Below are 21,210 nucleotides of genomic sequence, written 5' to 3'. Positions count from 1 at the left end.
ACTACCACTTAGTATATCATTATATAGTGGCATTTACAATAACATTTTGTTTTAAACAAGGAATTTAGAATCGGTTTCGCATTAATTAGTTGTTATTCATTATCCGAAAAGCATCATTTGATCCGATTCAGGTAAGTCAGTGAGGCAACCGTGGGTTTTTAATATATCCACTACTGTTTTTGATAGACGTGCTCGATTCCTTAGGTCTTCCATAGATGAATAGGGAATTCCTTTACGTGTAAGGGCAATATTATGCGCTGCATTTTCTCCCACACCTTGTAAGGAGGATAAGGGCGGTAAGAGTCCATTATCTACAACTAAGAACTTAGTTGCATCAGATTTATATAGGTCAACTCTTTGAAAAGTAAAACCACGCAAATACATTTCCAAAGCCATTTCAATAATAGTAACGAGTCCCTTTTCTTTAACAGTTATGTTATTTCCTTTTGATTCAAATTCATTTAACTTATTTCGTAATACAACCTCTCCCTGTAACACAAGTTCTGCATCAAAATCAGTACCTCTTACCGTAAAATAAGAAGCATAAAAAGCTAAAGGGTGATGAACTTTGCAATACGCTATACGAAAGGCCATCATAACATAAGCAACTGCATGGGCTTTTGGAAACATATATTTAATTTTTTGGCAAGATTCAATATACCACTCTGGTACATTCTTCTCACGCAATTTTGTGACATCCTCCGGCTTTATGCCTTTTCCTTTACGTACACCCTCCATAGTTTTGAAGGCCAAAGAAGGATCAACACCTTTGTGAATAAGGTACATCATAATATCATCACGGGCTGAAATAGCTTCAGATAATTTGGCTGTACCTGCTTTAATCAAGTCTTGAGCATTATTTAACCATACATCTGTTCCATGGGAGAAACCACTAATCCGTACTAATTCACTAAATGTTTTGGGTTTGGTGTCGTCTAACATTTGTCGCACAAATTTTGTTCCAAATTCGGGAATGCCAAATGTTCCAACAGTACTACCTAATTGTGCAGGTGTTAAATTTAATGCAGTAGTTGAGGAAAATAAGCTCATCGTTTCCGTATCATCTAGTGAGATCGTTTGCGCATCAATCCCAGTTAGGTCTTCTAACATTCGAATAACCGTTGGATCGTCATGACCGAGAATATCAAGCTTAACTAAACGGCTACTAATGGAATGATAATCAAAATGAGTGGTAATTGTTCCAGAAGTCTTATCGTCGGCAGGGTGCTGTATGGGCGTAAAATGATGAACATCCATATCCCTTGGTACAACCATAATACCCCCTGGATGTTGTCCAGTAGTTCGCTTTACTCCAGTGCAGCCATTAATCAAAGCATTAATGTAAGCATTGCGTGGGGTAATTCCTTTATCAGTAAAATAATTTTTCACATAACCGTATGCTGTTTTATCTGCTACAGTAGCAATCGTTCCCGCACGAAATACATTGTCCTTGCCAAATAATTCTTCTGTATATTTATGAGCAGTAGGCTGATAATGTCCAGAAAAGTTTAAATCAATATCAGGAACCTTGTCACCATGAAAACCCATAAAAACAGCAAATGGAATATCATGGCCATTTTTTACCGTAGGAGTATTGCATTGTGGACAAATTTTGTCAGGCAAGTCAAATCCGCCTCCATAGCTGCCATCCGTAACAAATTCACTATATTTACAGCTCGGGCAGCTCCAGTGTGGAGGCAAAGGGTTAACTTCCGTTATATCTGTCATAGTGGCAACAAAAGAAGAGCCAACAGAACCTCTTGAACCTACCAGATAGCCATCGTCTAATGATTTCTTTACTAATTTATGAGCAATAAGATACAAAACAGCAAAACCGTTATTAATAATGGCATCCAATTCATATTTTAATCGCTCTGCTACCACTGGTGGCAATGGATTGCCATATAATTGTTCTGCCTTATGATAGGACATCGATCGGATCTGATCTTCAGCACCAGGAATTTGTGGTGAGTAAAGCTCATCAGGAATCGGTTTAATTATTTCAATTAGCTCGTTAATACGTCGTGGATTTTCTACAACGACTTCATAGGCCTTGTCATTGCCAAGATATACAAATTCATTCATCATTTCTTCTGTAGTACGAAAATACAAGGGCGGTTGTTGATCAGCATCACTAAAGCCTTTACCAGCCATCATGATTCGTCGATATACTTCGTCTTCGGGGTTTAAGAAATGTACATCGCAGGTTGCTACCACAAGTTTATTAAGCTTAGCACCAATTTCGCAGACTTTGCGATTAATTTGTCTTAACCCCTCTTCATTTGCGACCATCCCTTCTCGGATTAAGAAAGAATTATTGCCGATAGGCTGGATTTCCAAATAATCATAAAACTCAGCAATTCTAAGTAATTCCTCGTCATTTTCTCCACGCAGTATAGCTTGAATCAACTCGCCTGCTTCACAGGCTGATCCTAATAATAAACCTTCTCGATACTCCATTAGTATTTTGCGAGGAACACGAGGTGTTCTATATAAATATTTTATGTGGGATAATGAAACTAAACGATATAAATTTCGCAAACCAATGCTATTTTGGGCCAATATAATAATGTGACGAGCTTTCTTTAGATCTTCGTCAACTAGGTAGCCTTCCATACCGTAAATTACTTTAATGCCTGCTTTGAGGGCGGCTTCGTGAGCTTCTGGGAATGCTTGGACTACACCGTGATCAGTAATTGCAACCGCAGAGTGGCCCCAGTTAGCAGCAGTCTTGATAAGATCTTTGGCTGATACCATAGCATCCATATTACTCATGCGTGTATGAGCATGTAATTCAATTCGTGTTGTTGGAGCATTATCCATGCGTGTGACAATATTAACCTTGCACATACTGTCAGCATAGAGAACTAATTCATTGCTGTATTTATCAAATTGAACAGTACCTTTCGCTTTTACTGTCATCCCTTTTTTCAAAACTGCAGAGACTTTAGCAAACTGTTCTTTATCTTTATCTTCAAAGAATACTTTGCCACTAAGACCATCTGTTAAATCACCCATATCAAAAGTTAAGAGCTGTCTTCCTGAACGCAATTCGCGCAACTCAAAATTTACCAGTTGACCCTCTACTACAATATTACGAGCTTCATCTTGAATACTACTCATAGGCACTGGATCAGCTTTAATATTTCTGCCAAAAATAATGGGATTGTCGGCCTTTGCCTCACTCGGTGATTTATGTTCGGTTAATGCTTCTAAATATTCAGGAGTTAATAAGTCTTCGTGGCGAGTGATTTCAGTAATAGCTGTAGTGATACATTTGACGGTGCAGTTTCGATTAAACTCAGCCAATATAAAGGATTGCATATTTTGTATAGTTCCATGGGTGGAAAAGATTTCAGCAGCTAAATCACCGACGGTTTCAATCGTTAATGTTTGACCATCAAAGTTCCACTTAGCATTTGTAAGTAAATGTTTAACAGAATGTATATTATTCGAGATTCGAGCAACAAAATCTAACCAATTATGCACTAAATAATCTTCTAATACTCTAATACGTTGAATAAAATTTACTTTTTTTAAGCCACAATCAGTACAGAATTTTTCTTCCGCTACTATTAACATGTTTTTGGATAATTCTTTTGGTACCGTTATAAATATATCCCAAGTACTTAGCGTAGTATGAACTTCAACCTTGGTAATTTTACAATATTTAATTAGTTCTTTATCTTCAGCCTTCATTGGTAATTGTGAAAGGAAAGACAAGAAATTTTCAGGATTATCAGGTATAATACAATAACTATACATTGTCACAAACCTCTTTCGTGATCAAACACTCTTTAGAAATATAAGCTTTAATAAGGAATAAGAGAATTTTGATATTTTGTCATTCTTTTATTTTAACATAGTTTTTATAAAATAGAGAGTGTAATTGAAGACTTAGTATATATCAGCAGAAAGTATACACAAAAAGAAATCCTAATTCTTTTTGTGTATACTTTCTCTACTAGCAAGGGGTATAGGTTTAAATAACATTGCTATTCTATTGAACCAACCTTTAAATGATGCGTACCATTTACTAATGAAACCAATACTTGATTGTCATAATACTCAAGTATATTAATCGCGGTATTATCTTGTTTTATATTCCAGAGATAGTTCAAATGAATATTAAGCACTGTACATAAAATAGTACGTATGGTTCCTCCATGAGAAACAACAACAATCGTTTGATCTGGATGCTTTTCTACCAATTTTGTTAAGGCAATGGTAGATCTTTCTTTTACTGCTCTAAAGGTTTCACCCTCTGGGATCTCAATTTCATCAGGATGAGTGAGAAGCTTAGTCATCAGATCTGACCACTGATTATTGATAGCAGCGTAGGTTAGTCCTTCCCATTTGCCAAAATTAATTTCCCTAAATTCAGGTATAGTTTTAACCTGTAGTTGATGCTTTTTTGCAATGCATTCAGCGGTTGTAAAAGCACGGCATAAATCACTAGCATATACAGCAGAAATGGATTCTTCTGCTAGACTATTTGCTGCCAAATTAGCTTGTCGTATGCCTTCTTCGGTTAAAGCTACATCACAATGTCCTTGATATTTCATTTCTAAGTTCCACTGTGTTTGTCCATGACGGACTAAAATCACTTTTGTCATTAAATTCCTCCTAATAGCCTTTTCAATGTATCGATTAAAATACGATTTTGTTCCTTATGTTTTACAGCTACCCGGATGTATTCTGAAGATAATCCTGGGTAATTACTGCAATCACGAATTAAAATATTATGCTTTTCCATAACGTTCCGTAATTGCTTTGCTGTCATAGCTGTCTCTTTAATATTTATTAAAATGAAATTAACAGATGGTAAGTATGGTTTTAAATTTTTTATTGCTAATAAGTTATTATATAACTCTATTTTTGCTTCTGCAACATAGTCTTGGCTTAGTTGTTGATAATCATTATCGGATAATGCAACAACACCAGCATTTTGTGCCAAAGTATTAACATTCCAAGGATCTTTTCCTGCGTGTAACATTATGGTAATTCTAGGGCTGGCTAGACTAAAACCAAGTCGTAGCCCTGGTATGGCGTAAAACTTGGTAAGTGAATGCAAAATGATAAGGTTTTCATATTGCGTTAATAAATGACGACAAGTGTAAGTATCTGCATTGGGTAAAAAGTCGATAAATGACTCATCAATGACTACATAGGTATTCTGTATTTTAGCGACTTCTAATAGCTTTTCTAGCTGTTTATTTGTCAATAAGGTACCAGTTGGATTATTAGGATTGCAGATAAATATTACATCAATATCAGTGAATCGTTTCATTAGTTTTTCTATATCAATCTCAAAACTATCTCGCTCATCAAGATAAAAATATTCGATATTTGCTCCACTAGCTCTTGCTGCACGTTCGTATTCACTAAACGTTGGTGCAGTTACTAATACTCGTTTGGGGGCTAGCATATGACATAAAATATACATCAGCTCTACCGCTCCATTACCTATTGTTATTGATGCAGAGTCTACTCGATAATGTTGGTTGATTGCATTCTTTAAAGCATAACCTTGCGCATCAGGATAATGGATAATGGATTCTAGAGACTCATGTAATGTTTGTCGAATTTTATCTGAGATACCTAAGGGATTAATATTAGCACTAAAATCTAATATTTCAGAGGAACCGCCACCTGTCTCTCGTATTTTAGCATACAAATTACCACCATGTTCAAAAGCATTGATTCCACTCATTACTATCACCTTCTTGTTTCATTAATCCACCAGAAATAAATTTTACAATACGCAAAAATTTAACACCATTACAGTGCCTATTGATCTCTTCGATACAAGGCGAGCAGTGCTGCAGTTGATTTGGCGGAAATAGGACTCCAACCACAGTACCGCTGTGAGCAATATTTACTCCCACTGCTCCCCAGGATAAACTAATGCTGATCATTTCTTCTAAATAGGGTTTAAACAATATTTTCTGATTCGCTAATGCACTAAGGGTAGCTCCTTTACCGAGAAGAGAGAGATCATTTGTAGTAAGTCCTTTAACAATTAAATTCATGGCCTCTTGTACTTGTAACTCTTTAGCTTGGTTTAATTTTTCTAAGTCATTGCGTTGATTAAAGTAAAGGGTATCTATTTCTCCTCCAACATCAAAAATTGCAATATACATTGGAATTGCATTTCCTAAGCACTGACGAATATGTCCTTGTATATGGTCAAATAATACAATACCCGGATAAAATATACCATCGGTAGGTTCTATCGATAAAGCAATATCTGCTATTTCATCAGGCGATAAAATTTTTCCGGTACTTAAAGCAATACTTTGGCAAGTGGCACTAATATCTGCACTGCTGGAAGCCATCCCTTTACCAATTGGTAATTCTGACCTTAGATTGACATAAAAGTTATCAGTAATTTGTAAATAATGGAGTGTTTTCTCGATAGCGGACATAACCTTATTACCAACATTCAATGATGCCGTACCCTCACATGGTTTTACTGTAACTTCAGAATATAGATCAATAGGACAAGTAATCAAAAAGTTTCTTCCAGCAATTGTACCTTGTGCTAATTCACCACAAGACCCAGGAGCTTTGACTGTTATCCTCATACAATTGTTCTCCAATGAAGTTATTATTTTAGTGCAGATTACATTTGAAAATTTACAATATCTACTAATTAGTACAAAAATACGAGGAGCAAAACTATTTCGGTTATTTCAGTAATCGCACCATAGATATCACCAGTCAAACCACCGATTAGTTTTTTTACATAATTAGAAAATAGTAGAGTAACAACAATCACAGCAAATAGGCTCACAATAGCCTGTTTACCCAAAGGTATTACAAATAGTAAGGTGAGTACAGTGGCAATACACAAAGTGTATTTACCTGCATATTGAGCAAAAGCTTTACCGATACCATCAGGGCGAGCATAGGGAAATACAGTGATTCCAACGACCATTGCAAATCGGCCTAATAATGGCATCATAAATAAGGCTGTAGGAAGCCCTTGGGGAGGAATGTCCATAATGAGTGACCACTTTAGTATGGCAAGCAATACAAAAGCCATCACACCATTAGCTCCAATTCTGCTGTCTTTCATTATTTCTAACATTCTGTCTTTAGATCGACCAGAAAAAATGCCATCCATAGTATCCATGAAACCATCACAAGTTAGACCACCAGTAAGTAAAACATTAGAAATGATCAAAAAAATTGCTAATATATGGGGTGGTAGATACATCCCAATATAAGGGAGGAATTCAGCCAATACATGATGTACTAGCACGAGAATAATCCCAAGGATAGCACCTATTAAGGGGAAATATTTGACACTTCGACCAAAGCTTTCAGGTGACCATTCCGATTGTTTAGCAACTTGAATTCGCGTTAAAAACTGTAATCCGGTTATAAAATTATTCATTTTTATTCTATAGCGTAAGTACGCTATCCTCCAACATTGTCATTTTTAGCACTGCTTTAAAAATATTATACCATCAGCTTAGAATAGATGAATAAAATCGCAATAAAAAAAGCCGTTGTTATGTACATGATATGAATTGTCTGTTTGATATGAATTGGAATTAGGGGAAATTTTGCTTCTCCCATATAAGCACGTTGTGAAGCGATTCCCCCATAAAAATTTAAACCACCTAAGCGGATACCTAGCGCGCCAGCGACAGCTGCTTCTGATAGTCCACTATTAGGACTGGGATGTTTTTTTGCATCTTTCCAAATTGCCTTACTTGCTCCGATAAAATTAAAGCGCAGCACAATTATAGCTAGCAAAATGAAGAGCGCTGTTAAACGCGCTGGAATATAATTAAAGAGATCATCAACACGAGCTGCGCACATGCCGAAATCCTTATATTTATCGTTCTTGTATCCTACCATAGAGTCCAGAGTATTTACTGCTCGATATAAAAACGCTAATGGAACTCCACCAACTATAAAATAAAAGAGGGGTGAAATAACGCCATCAACAATATTTTCTGCGATGGTTTCTACTGTTGCTCTTGTAATTTCTGGAACAGTAAGTTTATCTGTATCTCGTCCAACAATCCAGCCTACTTTAAATCGAGCTTGTTTTAAATCACCAGATACTAAGTAATGGTAAATTTCATTTCCTGCCTTAGCTAAACTATTAGGTGTAATTGTAAGGCTCAACAAAAGAGCTCCTCCAAGGAATTCGGCCCAGGGATGAATTTGAGATAAGAGTTTTAATATCCACCAAGTAATACTATAAGTTATCCCTAAAACTAAGATTACAAGTAGCATACCAGTTATTTTTTTTAATGTATGGGAATATCGAGGGTTTAATAACTTTCTTTCCCAAAAAGCAATACAATTACCAATCATTACTACAGGATGCAGAGAGGAACGAGGGTCACCGAGAAACGTATCAATTAATATAGCAACTAGGGGCAAATATTGCTCCATTATTTTGAACCCAGAAGTGTATAAATTAATTCCATATTAAGGCTATTCCTCACTGTATCTGCTAAACGATTATAACTATTTTCTTTTCGGGTATGAGTGTCATTCACTGATTCAATAGGAGCTAAACCTTTACGTATTCTTAAGGCATTCAGTAGGTTACGGCGATATTCATCATTATCAAAAATACCATGAATATAAGTTCCCATGACTAAGCCATCCGAACGTACCACCCCATCAACAGATATTAGTGGCTGGTCTGATCGACTAGTGATCGTAAAGGCGTTTTGGAGATTATCCAAAAACTCAGTACGTCCCATGTGAATTTCATATCCTGTCAAATGCTCGCAGCTAAATTTTACGTCTAAGAAACCATTATTATTACAGCTAGCAGTTACTTGGTGAGTTACTTTACTAGGTGTAAATGTTGTGGCAATATCTAACAGACCAATACCTGCAATACTATCTAAATTCGACTCCGTATGTTCGGGGTCTGCTATTTTTTTCCCTAACATCTGATACCCACCGCAAATACCAATCAGAGGTGTACCTGAGTTTACTAATTCAAGGATTTGTTCTTCATATCCTTGTTGGCGTATATATAATAAATCTTCAATCGTATTTTTGCTTCCTGGTAATAGTATAAGATCAGGTTTACCAATGGATTCGCCTTGTTTAATATAACGAACATTAACATCTATTTCGCTGGCAAAGGCCGCAAAATCTGTAAAGTTAGATATTTTAGGTGTTCTAATGACTACGATCTCAAGTTCGCGGGTACTCATTATTTGTTTATCATCAAGAGATACTGAATCTTCATCGTCAATGCCTAATTGATCAAGATGTGGTACTACACCTACTACAGGTTTCCCCGTTTTTTCTTCTAAAAATTCTAAAGCTGGTTTTAATAGATCGATATCGCCACGAAACTTATTAATAATAATCCCCTTAACTAAATCACGTTCGTCAGGATCTAATAATTCCAAGGTGCCAACAACAGATGCCAAAGCGCCTCCACGATCAATGTCAGCAATTAATAGTACGGGTGCTGTCAGCATTTTTGCAATGCGCATATTCACAATGTCATTTGCTTTTAGATTTACTTCTGCTGGGCTGCCAGCTCCTTCAATTACGATAACATCAAATTCAGTACCTAAATGGTCCAAGCACTCTTTAATAACACCTAATGCCTTGAGACTGTAACCAGTATGATACTCTTTAGCTGTCATATTGCCGATAGCCTTACCCATTAAAACAACCTGTGAACAAGAATTACCCGTTGGTTTTAATAAAACTGGATTCATTTCTACTACAGGTTCCAAACCAGCAGCTTCTGCCTGAGCAACTTGAGCTCGGCCCATTTCGCCACCTGTTTTAGTTACATATGAATTTAAAGCCATGTTTTGTGCTTTAAAGGGTACTACCTTTTGTCCATCTTGCAAGAAGATGCGGCATAAAGCGGTTGTTATTATGCTTTTTCCCACATGTGAGCTTGTTCCTTGTAGCATAATGGTTTTAGCCATGATGCACCTCCTTAGTAATCTGCAAAGCTATTTTTTTTAATTCGACAGGCAAACCACAAATGACCAAGTATACTTCATCTGATCCGGCAGCTATCTTTTGATTAACCATACCTGCGACATCTCGATATTCACGCGCCAGCGCATTTTCTGGCACAATACTCATACCTACTTCGTTTGTAACAAATACTACTGTAGCTTGACTTTCACGAGAAGAATACAATAATTTATCAATTTCTTCCATGATGTATTGATACCTTTCTTCTCGATTAGCGGGCGTACTATCTGATAATAACAAATTACTCGTATATAATGTCAAGCAGTCGAATAAGATAACATCCGCCTTTTTAGCGGCCTCCAGGAATATTTGGTCAGCATGATATGGTGCTTCAAATGTTTGCCACGTATCTGGCCGACGTTTACGGTGCAGATTTACGCGACTTTGCATTTCTTGATCATAAATATGAGCAGTAGCAATATACGCTACTTGATCGGATTGTGCAGCGGCATATTGCTCAGCAAAAACACTTTTCCCACTTCTGGTACCACCTGTAATAAGTACAATTTTTCCTTGCATTTATATCAATCTCCCAAGGATCGTTATTTTCTTCCTTGCTTAAACTCCATACATTTAGTAAGAAAACGAAGGGCATTCTGCTCATTGCCAGCAAAATGCATATGTAGATAAGATGCAACTATGTTTTTCTCAGCATAGCCACCAGAATAAACTGCTCCTGTACGCGTTTTCTTAAACTCAAAAGCCCAGGGAAATGGTTCATGAATATCGTCATGAGTCATCTGTGAAAAATGAAACTCATGACCTCGCAAGACATCTCCTGCAGCACATAAGACACTATCAGTCAACGCAGTTGCTTCTACGTAACCCACCGTTTGCAATTTAGATTGCATATTGCATTTGGCTGGTATTACTCCCACCATATCATATTCTTGCCCTTTAAAATCAATAATCGTTTTAGTCAAATACATAAAACCACCACATTCAGCATAAAGAGGCATACCTTCTTTGCAGGCTTGCCGAATGGATTCATGCATGCTTGTATTCTTAGTTAATTCATTGACAAACATTTCGGGAAATCCACCGCCAAATATCAAACCATCAACTGGAGGAAGTGTACTATCTTTGATCGGACTAAAGGGGATAATTTCTGCTCCCAAAACTTTTAGAAGATCAAGACTTTCTGGATAGTAAAAAGAAAAAGCTTCATCTTGTGCGACACCAATACGTACATGTAGTGGTGAGTGATGAAAAGTAGTTGTCTTTTCTGATTTTGTATTTAAGATTGAGGACTGATATGCGATTTTCAAAAGTTCTTCTAGATCAACTTGAGCAGAAATTTGCTCTTGCAATTGACTCATCATACCATGAGCGTCATGTTCTGTAACTGGAGTTAAGCCTAAATGTCTTTCTGGCATATGTAAGGCTTCATTACGATAAATACAACCTAACACGGGGATCTTTATTTTTTCTAAGGCTTCACAGATCATATTCTGATGATTTTTTGAACCCAATCGGTTAATGATGACTCCTGCCAAATTAACCGATTGGTCATACATTTTAAAGCCTAGTGCAATGGCTGCCGCACTTTCACCGATAGATTTTGCATCAATCACTAAAATGACGGGAGCCTCGAGCAGTTTTGCTATAGCTGCTGTGCTGCTTATACCTGTACGGCCTCCATCATATAAGCCCATTACTCCTTCAATAATAACGATATCATTATCAAGAGCTGTTTTAGCAAAAATAGGTACTAACTTATCGGTCGGGATTAACCAAGTATCTAAGTTATGTGCGACTTTTCCACTTGCTAATTGATGATATCCTGGATCAATATAGTCAGGTCCTACTTTATAAGATTGAACAGTAAGACCTTTTTGCTTTAAAGCCGCTAAAATTCCTGTAACAATCGTGGTTTTCCCCACGCCGCTATTTGTACCGGCAATAATGATACGTGGGATCTTAAAGTGGGACATAGTTCCCCTCCCTTCTTAGTACGTTGTCGGGTATTTTTATCTTTTATGCATATACAATAGAGCATTTGTGATTGCAGCAGCGATTGGACTACCACCTTTGTTACCCCTGACTGTAATATATGGAACAGGTGAGGTTTCGGCTAAAAAGTCCTTGGATTCACTGGCACCAACAAAGCCTACAGGAACGCCAATAATAAGGGCAGGCCTGATTGTTGTTTCCTTCATCAAATTAAGTACTTCAAATAAAGCAGTTGGTGCATTTCCGATAGCTACAATCGAGCCGTGCAAACGTTCACCGAACGTACGCATAGCTACCATTGATCGGGTTATACCAAGCTCTTTTGCTGTAGATGCGACCTTTTCATCACTAATCAAACAATGGACAGTTCCGCCATTGTCTGCCAAACGACGCTTATTTATGCCAGTACGCACCATTTCCACATCACAGAAAATATTGCATCCGGCCTCTAATGCAGCACATCCTGCCTGAATAGCATCTTTATGAATTTCAATAACTTTCGAATATTCCGGGTCACCCGCTGCGTGAATGATACGTGAAAAAACCTTTACTTCTTCGTGTGTCAAATTTAGTTCAGCCAAATAAGGAGCAATGATTTCCATACTGCGCTCTTCTATAGCCATAGGTTCTGTTATATAGTGCACTTGTGTACCCCCCCAATAAACTTTATTACATCTTCTATATCATATACTACATTATGATATGGAATAACTGGTCTATCGATCATTACTAAAGGCAGATTTAGTGACATGGCAGCAGTAATTTTAGTATCGCTACCGCCAATTTGTCCACTATTTTTTGTTATAATTACCTCGGTGTTATATTCTTGAAATAATGCGATATTCAGATTATGAGAAAAAGGACCTTGCATTGCTACGATATCTTTCGGTTTAAAGCCTAAAGATAGGCACTCTGTTAATACACTTGGTTCGGGTAATACACGGGCAATTAACCTGTGATTTTGTAGGCAGCTTGTGTTTTTAAAGAGTTTGAGGTGGCGACTGCCAGTGGTGAGAAAGACAACCTTGCCTAAGACGGATGCCATTTTTGCAGCTTCATCATAATCATGGACAACATGTAGACCATGATATGCTGGCAAAGGGGCCTTAGGACGTTCATACCTAACATAGGATATGCCAGTAGATTGACAGGCTTTCATTGCATTTTGGGAAACATTAATGGCATACGGGTGGCTAGCATCTACAATTAAATGAATATGATTCATGCCGATAAAAGAAATAAACCCATCTGTATCTAGAGGACCAGTATGCACTAATTCTTTATCAAGTTGTATCAAATCACGACCATAATCACTAAAAACTGATACTACGACTGGGTATCCCTTTTCGGTTATTAAGGCTGCCAGCTCCCGTCCATCTTTTGTTCCCCCAAGAACTAAAATCATAACTTGTATCCACGAGGTGTAATCATACGATTTTCTTGTACATAGGTTTGACTATTTCCGATAATTACCAAAGAAAACATATCGATGAATTCTTTGGTAAAGTCATTAAGATTCGATATGACCATATTTTCGCCTTCCCTAGTGGCATGATGGACAATTCCTACAGGAGTGCCTGCTGTTCGATGTTTTAATACAATTTCTCGCACTTCTCTAATTTGGCTGGTACGACGTTTACTTTTCGGATTATATAGGGCAATAACAAAATCTCCTGCTGCTGCCATTTCTACCCGCTTTCTAATAACATCCCAAGGAGTTAATAGATCGCTTAAGCTAATTACAGCAAAATCATGCATGAGAGGTGCTCCTAATACGGCAGCAGAAGCTCCCACAGCACTTATTCCTGGTATGATAATTACTTCTGGGCGAATATCTGCTTCGTATTTCATGGCTAATTCTAAAACCAGACCGGCCATACCATATACACCTGGGTCGCCGCTAGAAATAACCGCAACCTTTTTTCCTGCTAAGGCTTGATCAACAGCACTTTGACAGCGTTCAATTTCTTGCATCATACCAGTGCCAATAATTTTTTTATTAGTTAATAATTCAGAAACTAATTGAACATAGGTATTATAACCCACGATTACATCCGCATTTTCAATACTTTCTCTGGCTCTAGGACTCATGTCAAGCAAACTGCCTGGTCCTATTCCAATTACTGCTATTTGACCGGGGCAATGGCCACCGTTACATTCTTGTACTTGGTCTTTGGAAGAAGAAGTTTGTTCGACTGTCCCGCTAAGATTGCTGCTGCTGCACATACATTTCCCACTCCTATCTCTTTTTTGACAAAATTTGATTCTTCTAATTGATATGTTTCAATACACTCCTGCAATTGCTCGTTAACGAAGAAAATACTGGGTACATTCAACTGTTGAATGACTGATAATAATCCTTCTTCATCCTGTTTTACAATCGTACTGCCAATAATCGAAATGCTGTTTATACTACGTCCAATTTGAGTACAAGCATCTTTCATTGCTGCTAAGATTTCTTCCCTGCTAGTATTGCGTCTGCAACCTATACCAACTGCAAGAGTCAAGGGACGTAAATATAATTGATTCTTGTTGATGGGCAATAATTGATCAGTAATAATAACAGCGGCATCATATTCTTCATTAGGTAATTGAGATAAATCTTTAAAAATAACACCTTGTTTTGCTGATTCTTGATCATATAGATTTTGATTGATCAATGTTTTATCTAAGAAAAACTTGACAGTATCATTATTGACAATAGCAGAATTAATTGTTTTTAATTGTGTAAATGGTTCTAGCTTTAAATTCAGTTTTACGGCCAACATATCTGCTGCTGGTTTTTGTGCAAGATCGGTAGCTGTGGTAATGACAGGCTCAGCATCTGAAATCTCTGCAATTAAGTGAGCAAGTTCATTGGCTCCACCAATATGTCCTGCCAATAAACTAATTACGTGCTTTCCATTATCCCCCATAACCACAATAGCTGGATCAACACGTTTATCAGAAATATAGGGAGCTATCACTCTTACCACAATACCTGTTGCCATTATAAACACAAATCCATCATATTTAGAAAATATATCACCGATTAGCTTGCTTAATAAATCATAGGATATTGATTTCAGTGGATTGCGTCCTGTTTTAGCAAAAACATCCGCTTTCTTTCCAAGTTTAGCTAGTTTTTCTGCTAATGCATTACCCAGTAATGCGCCCTGGTTTGTTACGGAAATGATTGCTAACTTCATTTTGCATCTCGGTACATATGTCCAAATTCGGGAGCATATAATCTAGAAAGTGCATATTGACTGTCTAAACAGCGCCCTACAACAATCATCGCTGTGCGATCAATCTTCGCATCAGTGATAATTTTTCCAATTGTAGAAACTGTACCTCTAAAGATTTTTTGATCAGGCCACGATGCTTTTTGCACGATTGCTACTGGAGTATCTTGATGATAACCACCATCTATTAATTCTTTCATAACGCTGTCTATCATATGTACACTCAAAAAGATACACATAGTAGCATTATGACTGGCCAATAAAGCTAGTTTTTCTTTTTCGGGTACTGGTGTACGGCCCTCAAGACGTGTAATGATAACCGTTTGCGAGACATCAGGTAACGTATATTCACGTTGTAAAGCTGCGGCAGTTGCCAAGAAAGAACTGACGCCAGGTATCACTTCATAAGAAATATTCTTCTTATCTAGAGCATCCATTTGCTCTTGAATAGCCCCATAAATACTTGGATCTCCAGTATGTAATCGAACCGTTTTTTGGCCACGTTCTGTGGCCTTCTCCATAACTTCTATAACTTGATCCAAAGTCATAGAGGCACTATTATAAATAGAGGCTCCCTGCTTTGCTAGCGACAGCAAGGCTGGGTTTACTAACGAACCTGCATAAATAATAACATCTGCCTCACCTAATAAGCGTTGTCCTTTTACAGTAATAAGCTCAGGGTCCCCCGGACCTGCTCCTACAAATGATACATGCATGAATGAACCTCCTGATTAATTAAAATTCTCTAACGAATAGAGTTAGATATTCTTAGTGGATGTAATAAGATAGATTGGATTTAAAGCTTGCAGCATATTACTTGTTTTAATATGTTTTATACGTGTTACTTGCATACCGAAAGCTTCTACGGTAAATTCAGGTTTAGCTTGCATAGTATGTAAGGCTTCATATAAAGTTTCAACGGTAATTGCCGTAATTACTAATCGTCCATTTGATTTTAATAAATAATTACTTTGCTTTAAGATTTCCTGTAAATGACCACCGCTGCCTCCAATAAAAATTGCATCAGCCTTTGGAATGTTCTGTAATGCTGTTGGAGCAGTTCCAGAAATGACTTCAACATTAGCCGCACCAAATTTTACAGCATTAGCACGAATTAAATCAACTCCTTCTGGATGACGCTCTATAGCATATACAGTACCTTGGGGAGCCTGAAGTGCAGCTTCAATTGAAAGAGATCCAGTACCTGCACCAATATCTATAATAATATCGGTGGGGCGTATCTTAGCTTTATTCAGAACTAAGATACGAACTTCCTGCTTCGTCATTGGTATGTCGCCCCGCAGAAATTCATCATCGCTAATACCTGGAAAATATGTCATATTGTCACCACCATTACACAATGAGTAAATCCATCGACTTCTTTGATTTCACCTAATGTTAAGTGTTTAATTTTTTCATTTTCATAAGATAAATTAGCACATAACCATACCTTTGAATGTAATGGCCAACCATGCTCAAGGAGTACGTTTGCAATATATAAAGGATTTTGTTCAAAATCAGTTAATATGCCAAGCTTTTTTTCAGGATCATAATTCAGATCAATATCTTTGGCTTGTCGTCCATGCATACTAATCAAAACTGCATCCTGCCAAATTTCAGTGATCCTGGCAAAAGCTAACTGCATCGAACTAATACCAGGAATAACCGTAATCTGTGCCGAGGAAAATTTGGTTTTAAGGGTAGCTAAAAAACTATAAAAGCCAGGATCACCGGAAACCATTACAACTACATCGTTATCCATTAGGGAGGTAGCGATAAATGTTAATACCCCTTTTAGGTCATTGTCAATTACCTTAGTAATCACATGATCAGGAGCAAAAGTTGCAAGAGCACGCTTACTGCCTGCTATCACCTTTGCATCTGCAATGATGCGGCTAGCCACTGGCAAGATGTAATCAGGTGAACCTGGTCCTATTCCTACAACTATTATTTTATGTTCCATCCTAACTTGCCTCCAATTTCTCGTGCCGTATCATCAACCGCCAATAAATCACCTTGCAGAGTGATCATTGCGGTACCTACTTTTAAATCACCAAATACATATCGTTCAGCCCGAATGCTGACTCTTTCAGCAATTACACGATAAACATCATTTAATTTAAATTGTGCAATTATGGGCATAGCGGCTTCTGTAGTATTGCACGTTAATATTTCTTGTATAGCTTGCTGTGGAGCACCAAGGGCAGCCATGTAGGCGGCTAAAGTTTCAAAGCGAGCATCAGCTACACGGTTATGAGTATGAAAAATTCCAGCAGCTACTTTTACGAGCTTTCCTAAGTGCCCAAAAATTAATACTTGTTTCATACCATATTGCACAGCACTTTCTAACATATGTCCTATAAAATTACTAGTTTGGATTACTGTTTCTGTTGGCAGATGATATTGGTTAATAGCAATATCCTGGCCAATTTTCCCGGGGGCAAAGACTACTTCGTCATACCCTAAGGCTCTCACCATTGATATTTGCGGTGACAACGAATTTTTAAAGGCTTCCTCTGACATTGGCTCAACAATGCCTGTAGTACCTATAATAGATAAACCGCCGATAATGCCTAAAGTAGAATTTAAAGTACGCTTTGCTAATTTTTCACCTTCAGGTATCGAAATGGTAACCGTTACGCCATGCCCAGCAGGTAATACATCTTGTATGGCCTGCATAATCATCTTGCGGGGACCAGGATTAATTGCAGGTTGTCCAACTGCTACAGATAGACCTGGCTTTGTTACAATACCGACTCCTATACCAGCTTGTAGGATTATTTCATTCGCAGTATTAATTTCTATTTCGGCAGATATAGTTGTGCCATGTGTTACGTCGGGATCATCACCAGCATCTTTTATTACACTGGCTTTTCCACCAGAACTTAGACGCTGACTCGTTGCAATTTTCACTTGAATCATATGTCCCTGCGGTGACGCAACATCAACCATTTTAGGTAATTCACCTTTCCATGCTAATAAGGCTGCTTTAGTGGCAGCAGCTGCACAAGTACCTGTAGTAATTCCAGATTTCATCTTTTTTGACAAAATAAATCCCCCTGCAGACAGGGGGTACAATAAACCAATTGAATAATTTATTCTACCACCTGCCTATCCTTCGTAGGTCATAATGGTGTGTTAGAATAGGTAGGTCTCCTGACTCTGGCTCATTACACACCTAAACCTTCCCGGGGATTCCCCAGTGGTGTATCTTAGTTGCATTCCCCAATACAGTGGCGGGACCGCGCTGGCTTCTAACCAGTCTTCCCTTTTAAGCGTAAGCACCTATTCCCATAGAGCTATTAAATTATTGTTATATTCTAAACTTCTATGTTGTATGTATTCCACTAGCAAATAAAAATTTCCTGCTATTCTTTGATTAAATATAAAAGTTAACTTTATTTTGATAGTAGAGAACATTTTTCGACCACATTTTTAGGATCACTCTTTTAGCAACAACATTTTGTCACTAATGCAGGATAAAATGATAATAGATTGTCGGTTTGTAACTGTTAAACGATCATATTCAGATTGTCTGATTAGAAAATAGGAACGCTGGCTTTCTTGAATCAACTTATTAAAATCGGTGCCTAGTACGATCTCTTTGCCATAAGCGTTGGTGTAGAAAGCAAAACCAGGACGTAAGAATTTTACCACATACACTGGAGATTTGCCATCGTACTGACGGTTAAATTCTTGAGCAATATTTTTAGTTGTGAGCATAGGCGCTGCAATGGGAAAAAGTATAGCAGTTAGAACCATGGAAAATAAAGCCATCGATATGATTTTAGTCCAAAAAGCGCGAAGGATATCGTTTTTCCATGCAAAATATGCTACCAAGGAAGACATTAAAGCAAAGATTATGGCGGATATATATATGCCATTTGCCAATATCGGCATAGCTTTAAGCCCGATGAACATAATCCCTATAAATAATATTGTTACTATACTTAAACCTATAGACCAGCTTGTAAAATGAATTTTACCATGTGATGTCCAAAGACGATCGATATACCAACCAACAATCATGGCTAATGGTGGGTACATAGGTAAAATATAGGATACCAGCTTTGTTTGGGAAATAGTAAAAAAGGCAAAAATAAACAATGACCATATATTTAGAAATAATAGCGTTGAAAAATCGTATGTACTTTTCGTTAGAGAATCCCATATGGATTGAATCATGATCCCTGTCCAGGGAAAGAAACCCAGAATAAGAACTGGAACATAATAATACCAGAGTACACCCTCAGGATGCTCTGGAGACGTGAACCTTGTAATATTATGAAAACCAAGGAAAGTATCGACAAAGATACTTCCGTGAATATTATACATCAAGATATACCAAGGTGTAGCTATTGCAGCATAGATCAACAATCCTGAGAATATTTTCATACTTTTTAATAGTGCCCAGTTACGTGTAGCAAGTAAATAAAAAAAGATAATTCCTCCAGGAAATAATAATCCAATAGGTCCTTTCGTTAATGTAGCTAACCCAGCGAATAGATAGGTAATATAATATTTTTTCTCTATAAAAGCCAATAAAGAAGCAGAAAGAAAAAAAAGTAAAGTAATATCAGTTACGGCAGCCTTTCCCAAATAAAAGAATTCAATACTGGTAGCTAATACTAACGCTCCCGCAACACCGGCTCGTTCATTAAATAAGCGCCGACCCGATTGATAGACTAGTAATGTACAAGCAACAGCTAATATCGCAGATGGAAAGCGAGCGGCAAATTCATTCATACCAAAAAGTTTATAAGATGCAGCTACTAACCAATAATACATGGGAGGCTTATCATACCAATACTCCCCATAAATACGAGGAGAAAGAAATTCATTAAAGCTAAACATTTCTTTAGGTGTTTCTGCATATACAGGTTCATCAGGATCTAACAAAGGGACTCCGCCCAAATTAAAAAATACTATTAATATTGTAATTATAGCCACCAGCCAAAAACCAGTTCCTAACTTTTTAAACATTTGGTCTGCAACCTCCGAAAGTTGAATTAATTAAGACGAGTAAGGTTTATAAGAGTAATGGATATATTATTATATAACAACGCTGGTCATTTATTTGCGTGTTAATAATAATATATCCTAAAGAAAATTTTAAGATCTAGATAAGAGAGCGATATGTTTTAGCTAATCCCTCTAAAAGTATCATATGTGGTTGCCAGTCTAAATTTTTTCGTGCTATAGCATTTGATAAAGAAGATTTATAAATATCACCTTCACGTTTTTCATTATAGTTTCTCGTTACCACCTTGCCAGCGACATTTCCCATATAATCGATTAACATATTAACACTTGTTTCTGTTTGCGTACTAATATTGCATATTTTGTTAGCATGATCGACTAATAATGATTGATAATTAGCATTGGCGACATCTCCGACGTAAATAAAATCTCTTGTCTGGCTGCCGTCACCAAAAATCAATACTGGTTGATCTTGACGAATCTTGCGAGCGAAAATACTAATAACACCACCCTCGCCCCCATCACCTTGACGCTCTCCGTATACATTGGCATACCGTAATATCATATAATCAAGACCGTAGACTTCCTTGTATAATGACAAATAATTTTCACAAGTGAACTTGCTCAACCCATAAAAAGAAGTAGGTGCTTTTTGACTTGTTTCCACTACAGGTAGTGTTGTTACATTACCGTATACTGCGGCTGTAGAAGAAAAAACAATACGCTTTACATTCATTTTTCGGCACGCTTCTAAAATATTCACAGTACCTAATATATTTATATCACAATCATAGTCTGGCATTTCTAAAGATTTATGTACCATAGTCTGAGCAGCAAGATGAATTACAAAATCAAATTTTTCAGTCATAAATATAGTAAAAATTTCATCACTACGAATATCTAACTGAATAAAAGTAGCGGCCGGATTGATGTTTTCCCTTAATCCAGTACTCAAATTATCAATAATCACTACCTGACATTTTTCTTGTATTAATTTATCAACAACATGTGAGCCGATAAAACCAGCTCCGCCAGTTACTAATACTTTCACTCTACATTC

Annotated in this window: 19 protein-coding genes and 1 riboswitch; all 19 genes read right to left on the bottom strand. The window is 37.2% G+C overall.

Annotated features, from left to right (window positions below):
- Window positions 1-99: 99 nt before the first annotated feature.
- The gene (locus LMF89_RS03455) at window positions 100-3,765 is read right to left on the bottom strand and encodes a PolC-type DNA polymerase III (protein WP_229533900.1); all 3,666 of its coding nucleotides are present in this window, start codon (window positions 3,763-3,765) and stop codon (window positions 100-102) included.
- Between the two features lie 230 nt (window positions 3,766-3,995).
- Entirely contained in the window at window positions 3,996-4,616 is a 621-nt protein-coding gene (locus LMF89_RS03450) for a histidine phosphatase family protein (protein WP_229533899.1), read from the bottom strand.
- Window positions 4,616-5,713, bottom strand: coding sequence for a threonine-phosphate decarboxylase CobD (gene cobD, locus LMF89_RS03445; RefSeq protein WP_229533898.1), 1,098 nt, complete (start codon window positions 5,711-5,713; stop codon window positions 4,616-4,618). The genes LMF89_RS03450 and cobD overlap by 1 nt, the downstream gene beginning before the upstream one ends.
- Window positions 5,691-6,587 carry a GHMP family kinase ATP-binding protein gene (locus LMF89_RS03440; protein ID WP_229533897.1) on the bottom strand — a complete coding sequence of 299 codons (897 nt, stop codon included), beginning with the start codon at window positions 6,585-6,587 and terminating at the stop codon, window positions 5,691-5,693. Before LMF89_RS03440 ends, cobD begins: the two co-directional genes overlap by 23 nt.
- A gap of 68 nt (window positions 6,588-6,655) precedes the next feature.
- Window positions 6,656-7,402 (bottom strand): adenosylcobinamide-GDP ribazoletransferase, encoded by a 747-nt coding sequence (cobS, locus tag LMF89_RS03435; protein WP_229533896.1) that lies wholly within the window; start codon window positions 7,400-7,402, stop codon window positions 6,656-6,658.
- A gap of 65 nt (window positions 7,403-7,467) precedes the next feature.
- A complete protein-coding gene (cbiB, locus tag LMF89_RS03430) occupies window positions 7,468-8,418 on the bottom strand; it encodes an adenosylcobinamide-phosphate synthase CbiB (RefSeq protein WP_229533895.1) in 951 nt (316 codons plus the stop codon).
- A complete protein-coding gene (locus LMF89_RS03425) occupies window positions 8,418-9,938 on the bottom strand; it encodes a cobyric acid synthase (RefSeq protein WP_229533894.1) in 1,521 nt (506 codons plus the stop codon). The genes cbiB and LMF89_RS03425 overlap by 1 nt, the downstream gene beginning before the upstream one ends.
- Complete coding sequence (cobU, locus tag LMF89_RS03420; protein WP_229533893.1) at window positions 9,931-10,512, bottom strand: bifunctional adenosylcobinamide kinase/adenosylcobinamide-phosphate guanylyltransferase; 582 nt, start codon at window positions 10,510-10,512, stop codon at window positions 9,931-9,933. Before cobU ends, LMF89_RS03425 begins: the two co-directional genes overlap by 8 nt.
- A gap of 23 nt (window positions 10,513-10,535) precedes the next feature.
- Window positions 10,536-11,927 carry a cobyrinic acid a,c-diamide synthase CobB gene (locus LMF89_RS03415; RefSeq protein ID WP_229533892.1) on the bottom strand — a complete coding sequence of 464 codons (1,392 nt, stop codon included), beginning with the start codon at window positions 11,925-11,927 and terminating at the stop codon, window positions 10,536-10,538.
- 36 nt (window positions 11,928-11,963) lie between these two features.
- Window positions 11,964-12,590, bottom strand: a complete 627-nt coding sequence (locus LMF89_RS03410) for a precorrin-8X methylmutase (protein ID WP_229533891.1) — start codon at window positions 12,588-12,590, stop codon at window positions 11,964-11,966.
- Window positions 12,578-13,351, bottom strand: coding sequence for a cobalt-precorrin-6A reductase (locus LMF89_RS03405; RefSeq protein ID WP_229533890.1), 774 nt, complete (start codon window positions 13,349-13,351; stop codon window positions 12,578-12,580). The genes LMF89_RS03410 and LMF89_RS03405 overlap by 13 nt, the downstream gene beginning before the upstream one ends.
- Window positions 13,348-14,046, bottom strand: a complete 699-nt coding sequence (gene cobJ, locus LMF89_RS03400; protein WP_007956371.1) for a precorrin-3B C(17)-methyltransferase — start codon at window positions 14,044-14,046, stop codon at window positions 13,348-13,350. The genes LMF89_RS03405 and cobJ overlap by 4 nt, the downstream gene beginning before the upstream one ends.
- 26 nt (window positions 14,047-14,072) lie before the next feature.
- The gene (locus LMF89_RS03395; protein ID WP_229533889.1) at window positions 14,073-15,134 is read right to left on the bottom strand and encodes a cobalt-precorrin 5A hydrolase; all 1,062 of its coding nucleotides are present in this window, start codon (window positions 15,132-15,134) and stop codon (window positions 14,073-14,075) included.
- Window positions 15,131-15,886, bottom strand: coding sequence for a precorrin-4 C(11)-methyltransferase (gene cobM, locus LMF89_RS03390; RefSeq protein ID WP_007956366.1), 756 nt, complete (start codon window positions 15,884-15,886; stop codon window positions 15,131-15,133). The genes LMF89_RS03395 and cobM overlap by 4 nt, the downstream gene beginning before the upstream one ends.
- Window positions 15,887-15,928: 42 nt before the next feature.
- Window positions 15,929-16,510, bottom strand: a complete 582-nt coding sequence (gene cbiT, locus LMF89_RS03385; RefSeq protein ID WP_229533888.1) for a precorrin-6Y C5,15-methyltransferase (decarboxylating) subunit CbiT — start codon at window positions 16,508-16,510, stop codon at window positions 15,929-15,931.
- Window positions 16,507-17,133 carry a precorrin-6y C5,15-methyltransferase (decarboxylating) subunit CbiE gene (gene cbiE, locus LMF89_RS03380; protein WP_229533887.1) on the bottom strand — a complete coding sequence of 209 codons (627 nt, stop codon included), beginning with the start codon at window positions 17,131-17,133 and terminating at the stop codon, window positions 16,507-16,509. The genes cbiT and cbiE overlap by 4 nt, the downstream gene beginning before the upstream one ends.
- Window positions 17,118-18,218, bottom strand: a complete 1,101-nt coding sequence (gene cbiD, locus LMF89_RS03375; protein WP_229533886.1) for a cobalt-precorrin-5B (C(1))-methyltransferase CbiD — start codon at window positions 18,216-18,218, stop codon at window positions 17,118-17,120. The genes cbiE and cbiD overlap by 16 nt, the downstream gene beginning before the upstream one ends.
- A gap of 81 nt (window positions 18,219-18,299) precedes the next feature.
- Window positions 18,300-18,474, bottom strand: a riboswitch (cobalamin riboswitch).
- A 137-nt stretch (window positions 18,475-18,611) separates the two neighbouring features.
- Window positions 18,612-20,153: an ArnT family glycosyltransferase gene (locus LMF89_RS03370; protein WP_229533885.1), complete on the bottom strand. Its 1,542-nt coding sequence runs from the start codon at window positions 20,151-20,153 to the stop codon at window positions 18,612-18,614.
- Between the two features lie 136 nt (window positions 20,154-20,289).
- The gene (locus LMF89_RS03365; protein WP_229533884.1) at window positions 20,290-21,201 is read right to left on the bottom strand and encodes an NAD-dependent epimerase/dehydratase family protein; all 912 of its coding nucleotides are present in this window, start codon (window positions 21,199-21,201) and stop codon (window positions 20,290-20,292) included.
- Between the last annotated feature and the right edge of the window lie 9 nt (window positions 21,202-21,210).

It is taken from the genome of Pelosinus baikalensis, assembly GCF_020819555.1.
GTDB lineage: Bacteria > Bacillota > Negativicutes > DSM-13327 > DSM-13327 > Pelosinus > Pelosinus baikalensis.
This window is presented reverse-complemented; position numbering and strand designations above follow the sequence as displayed.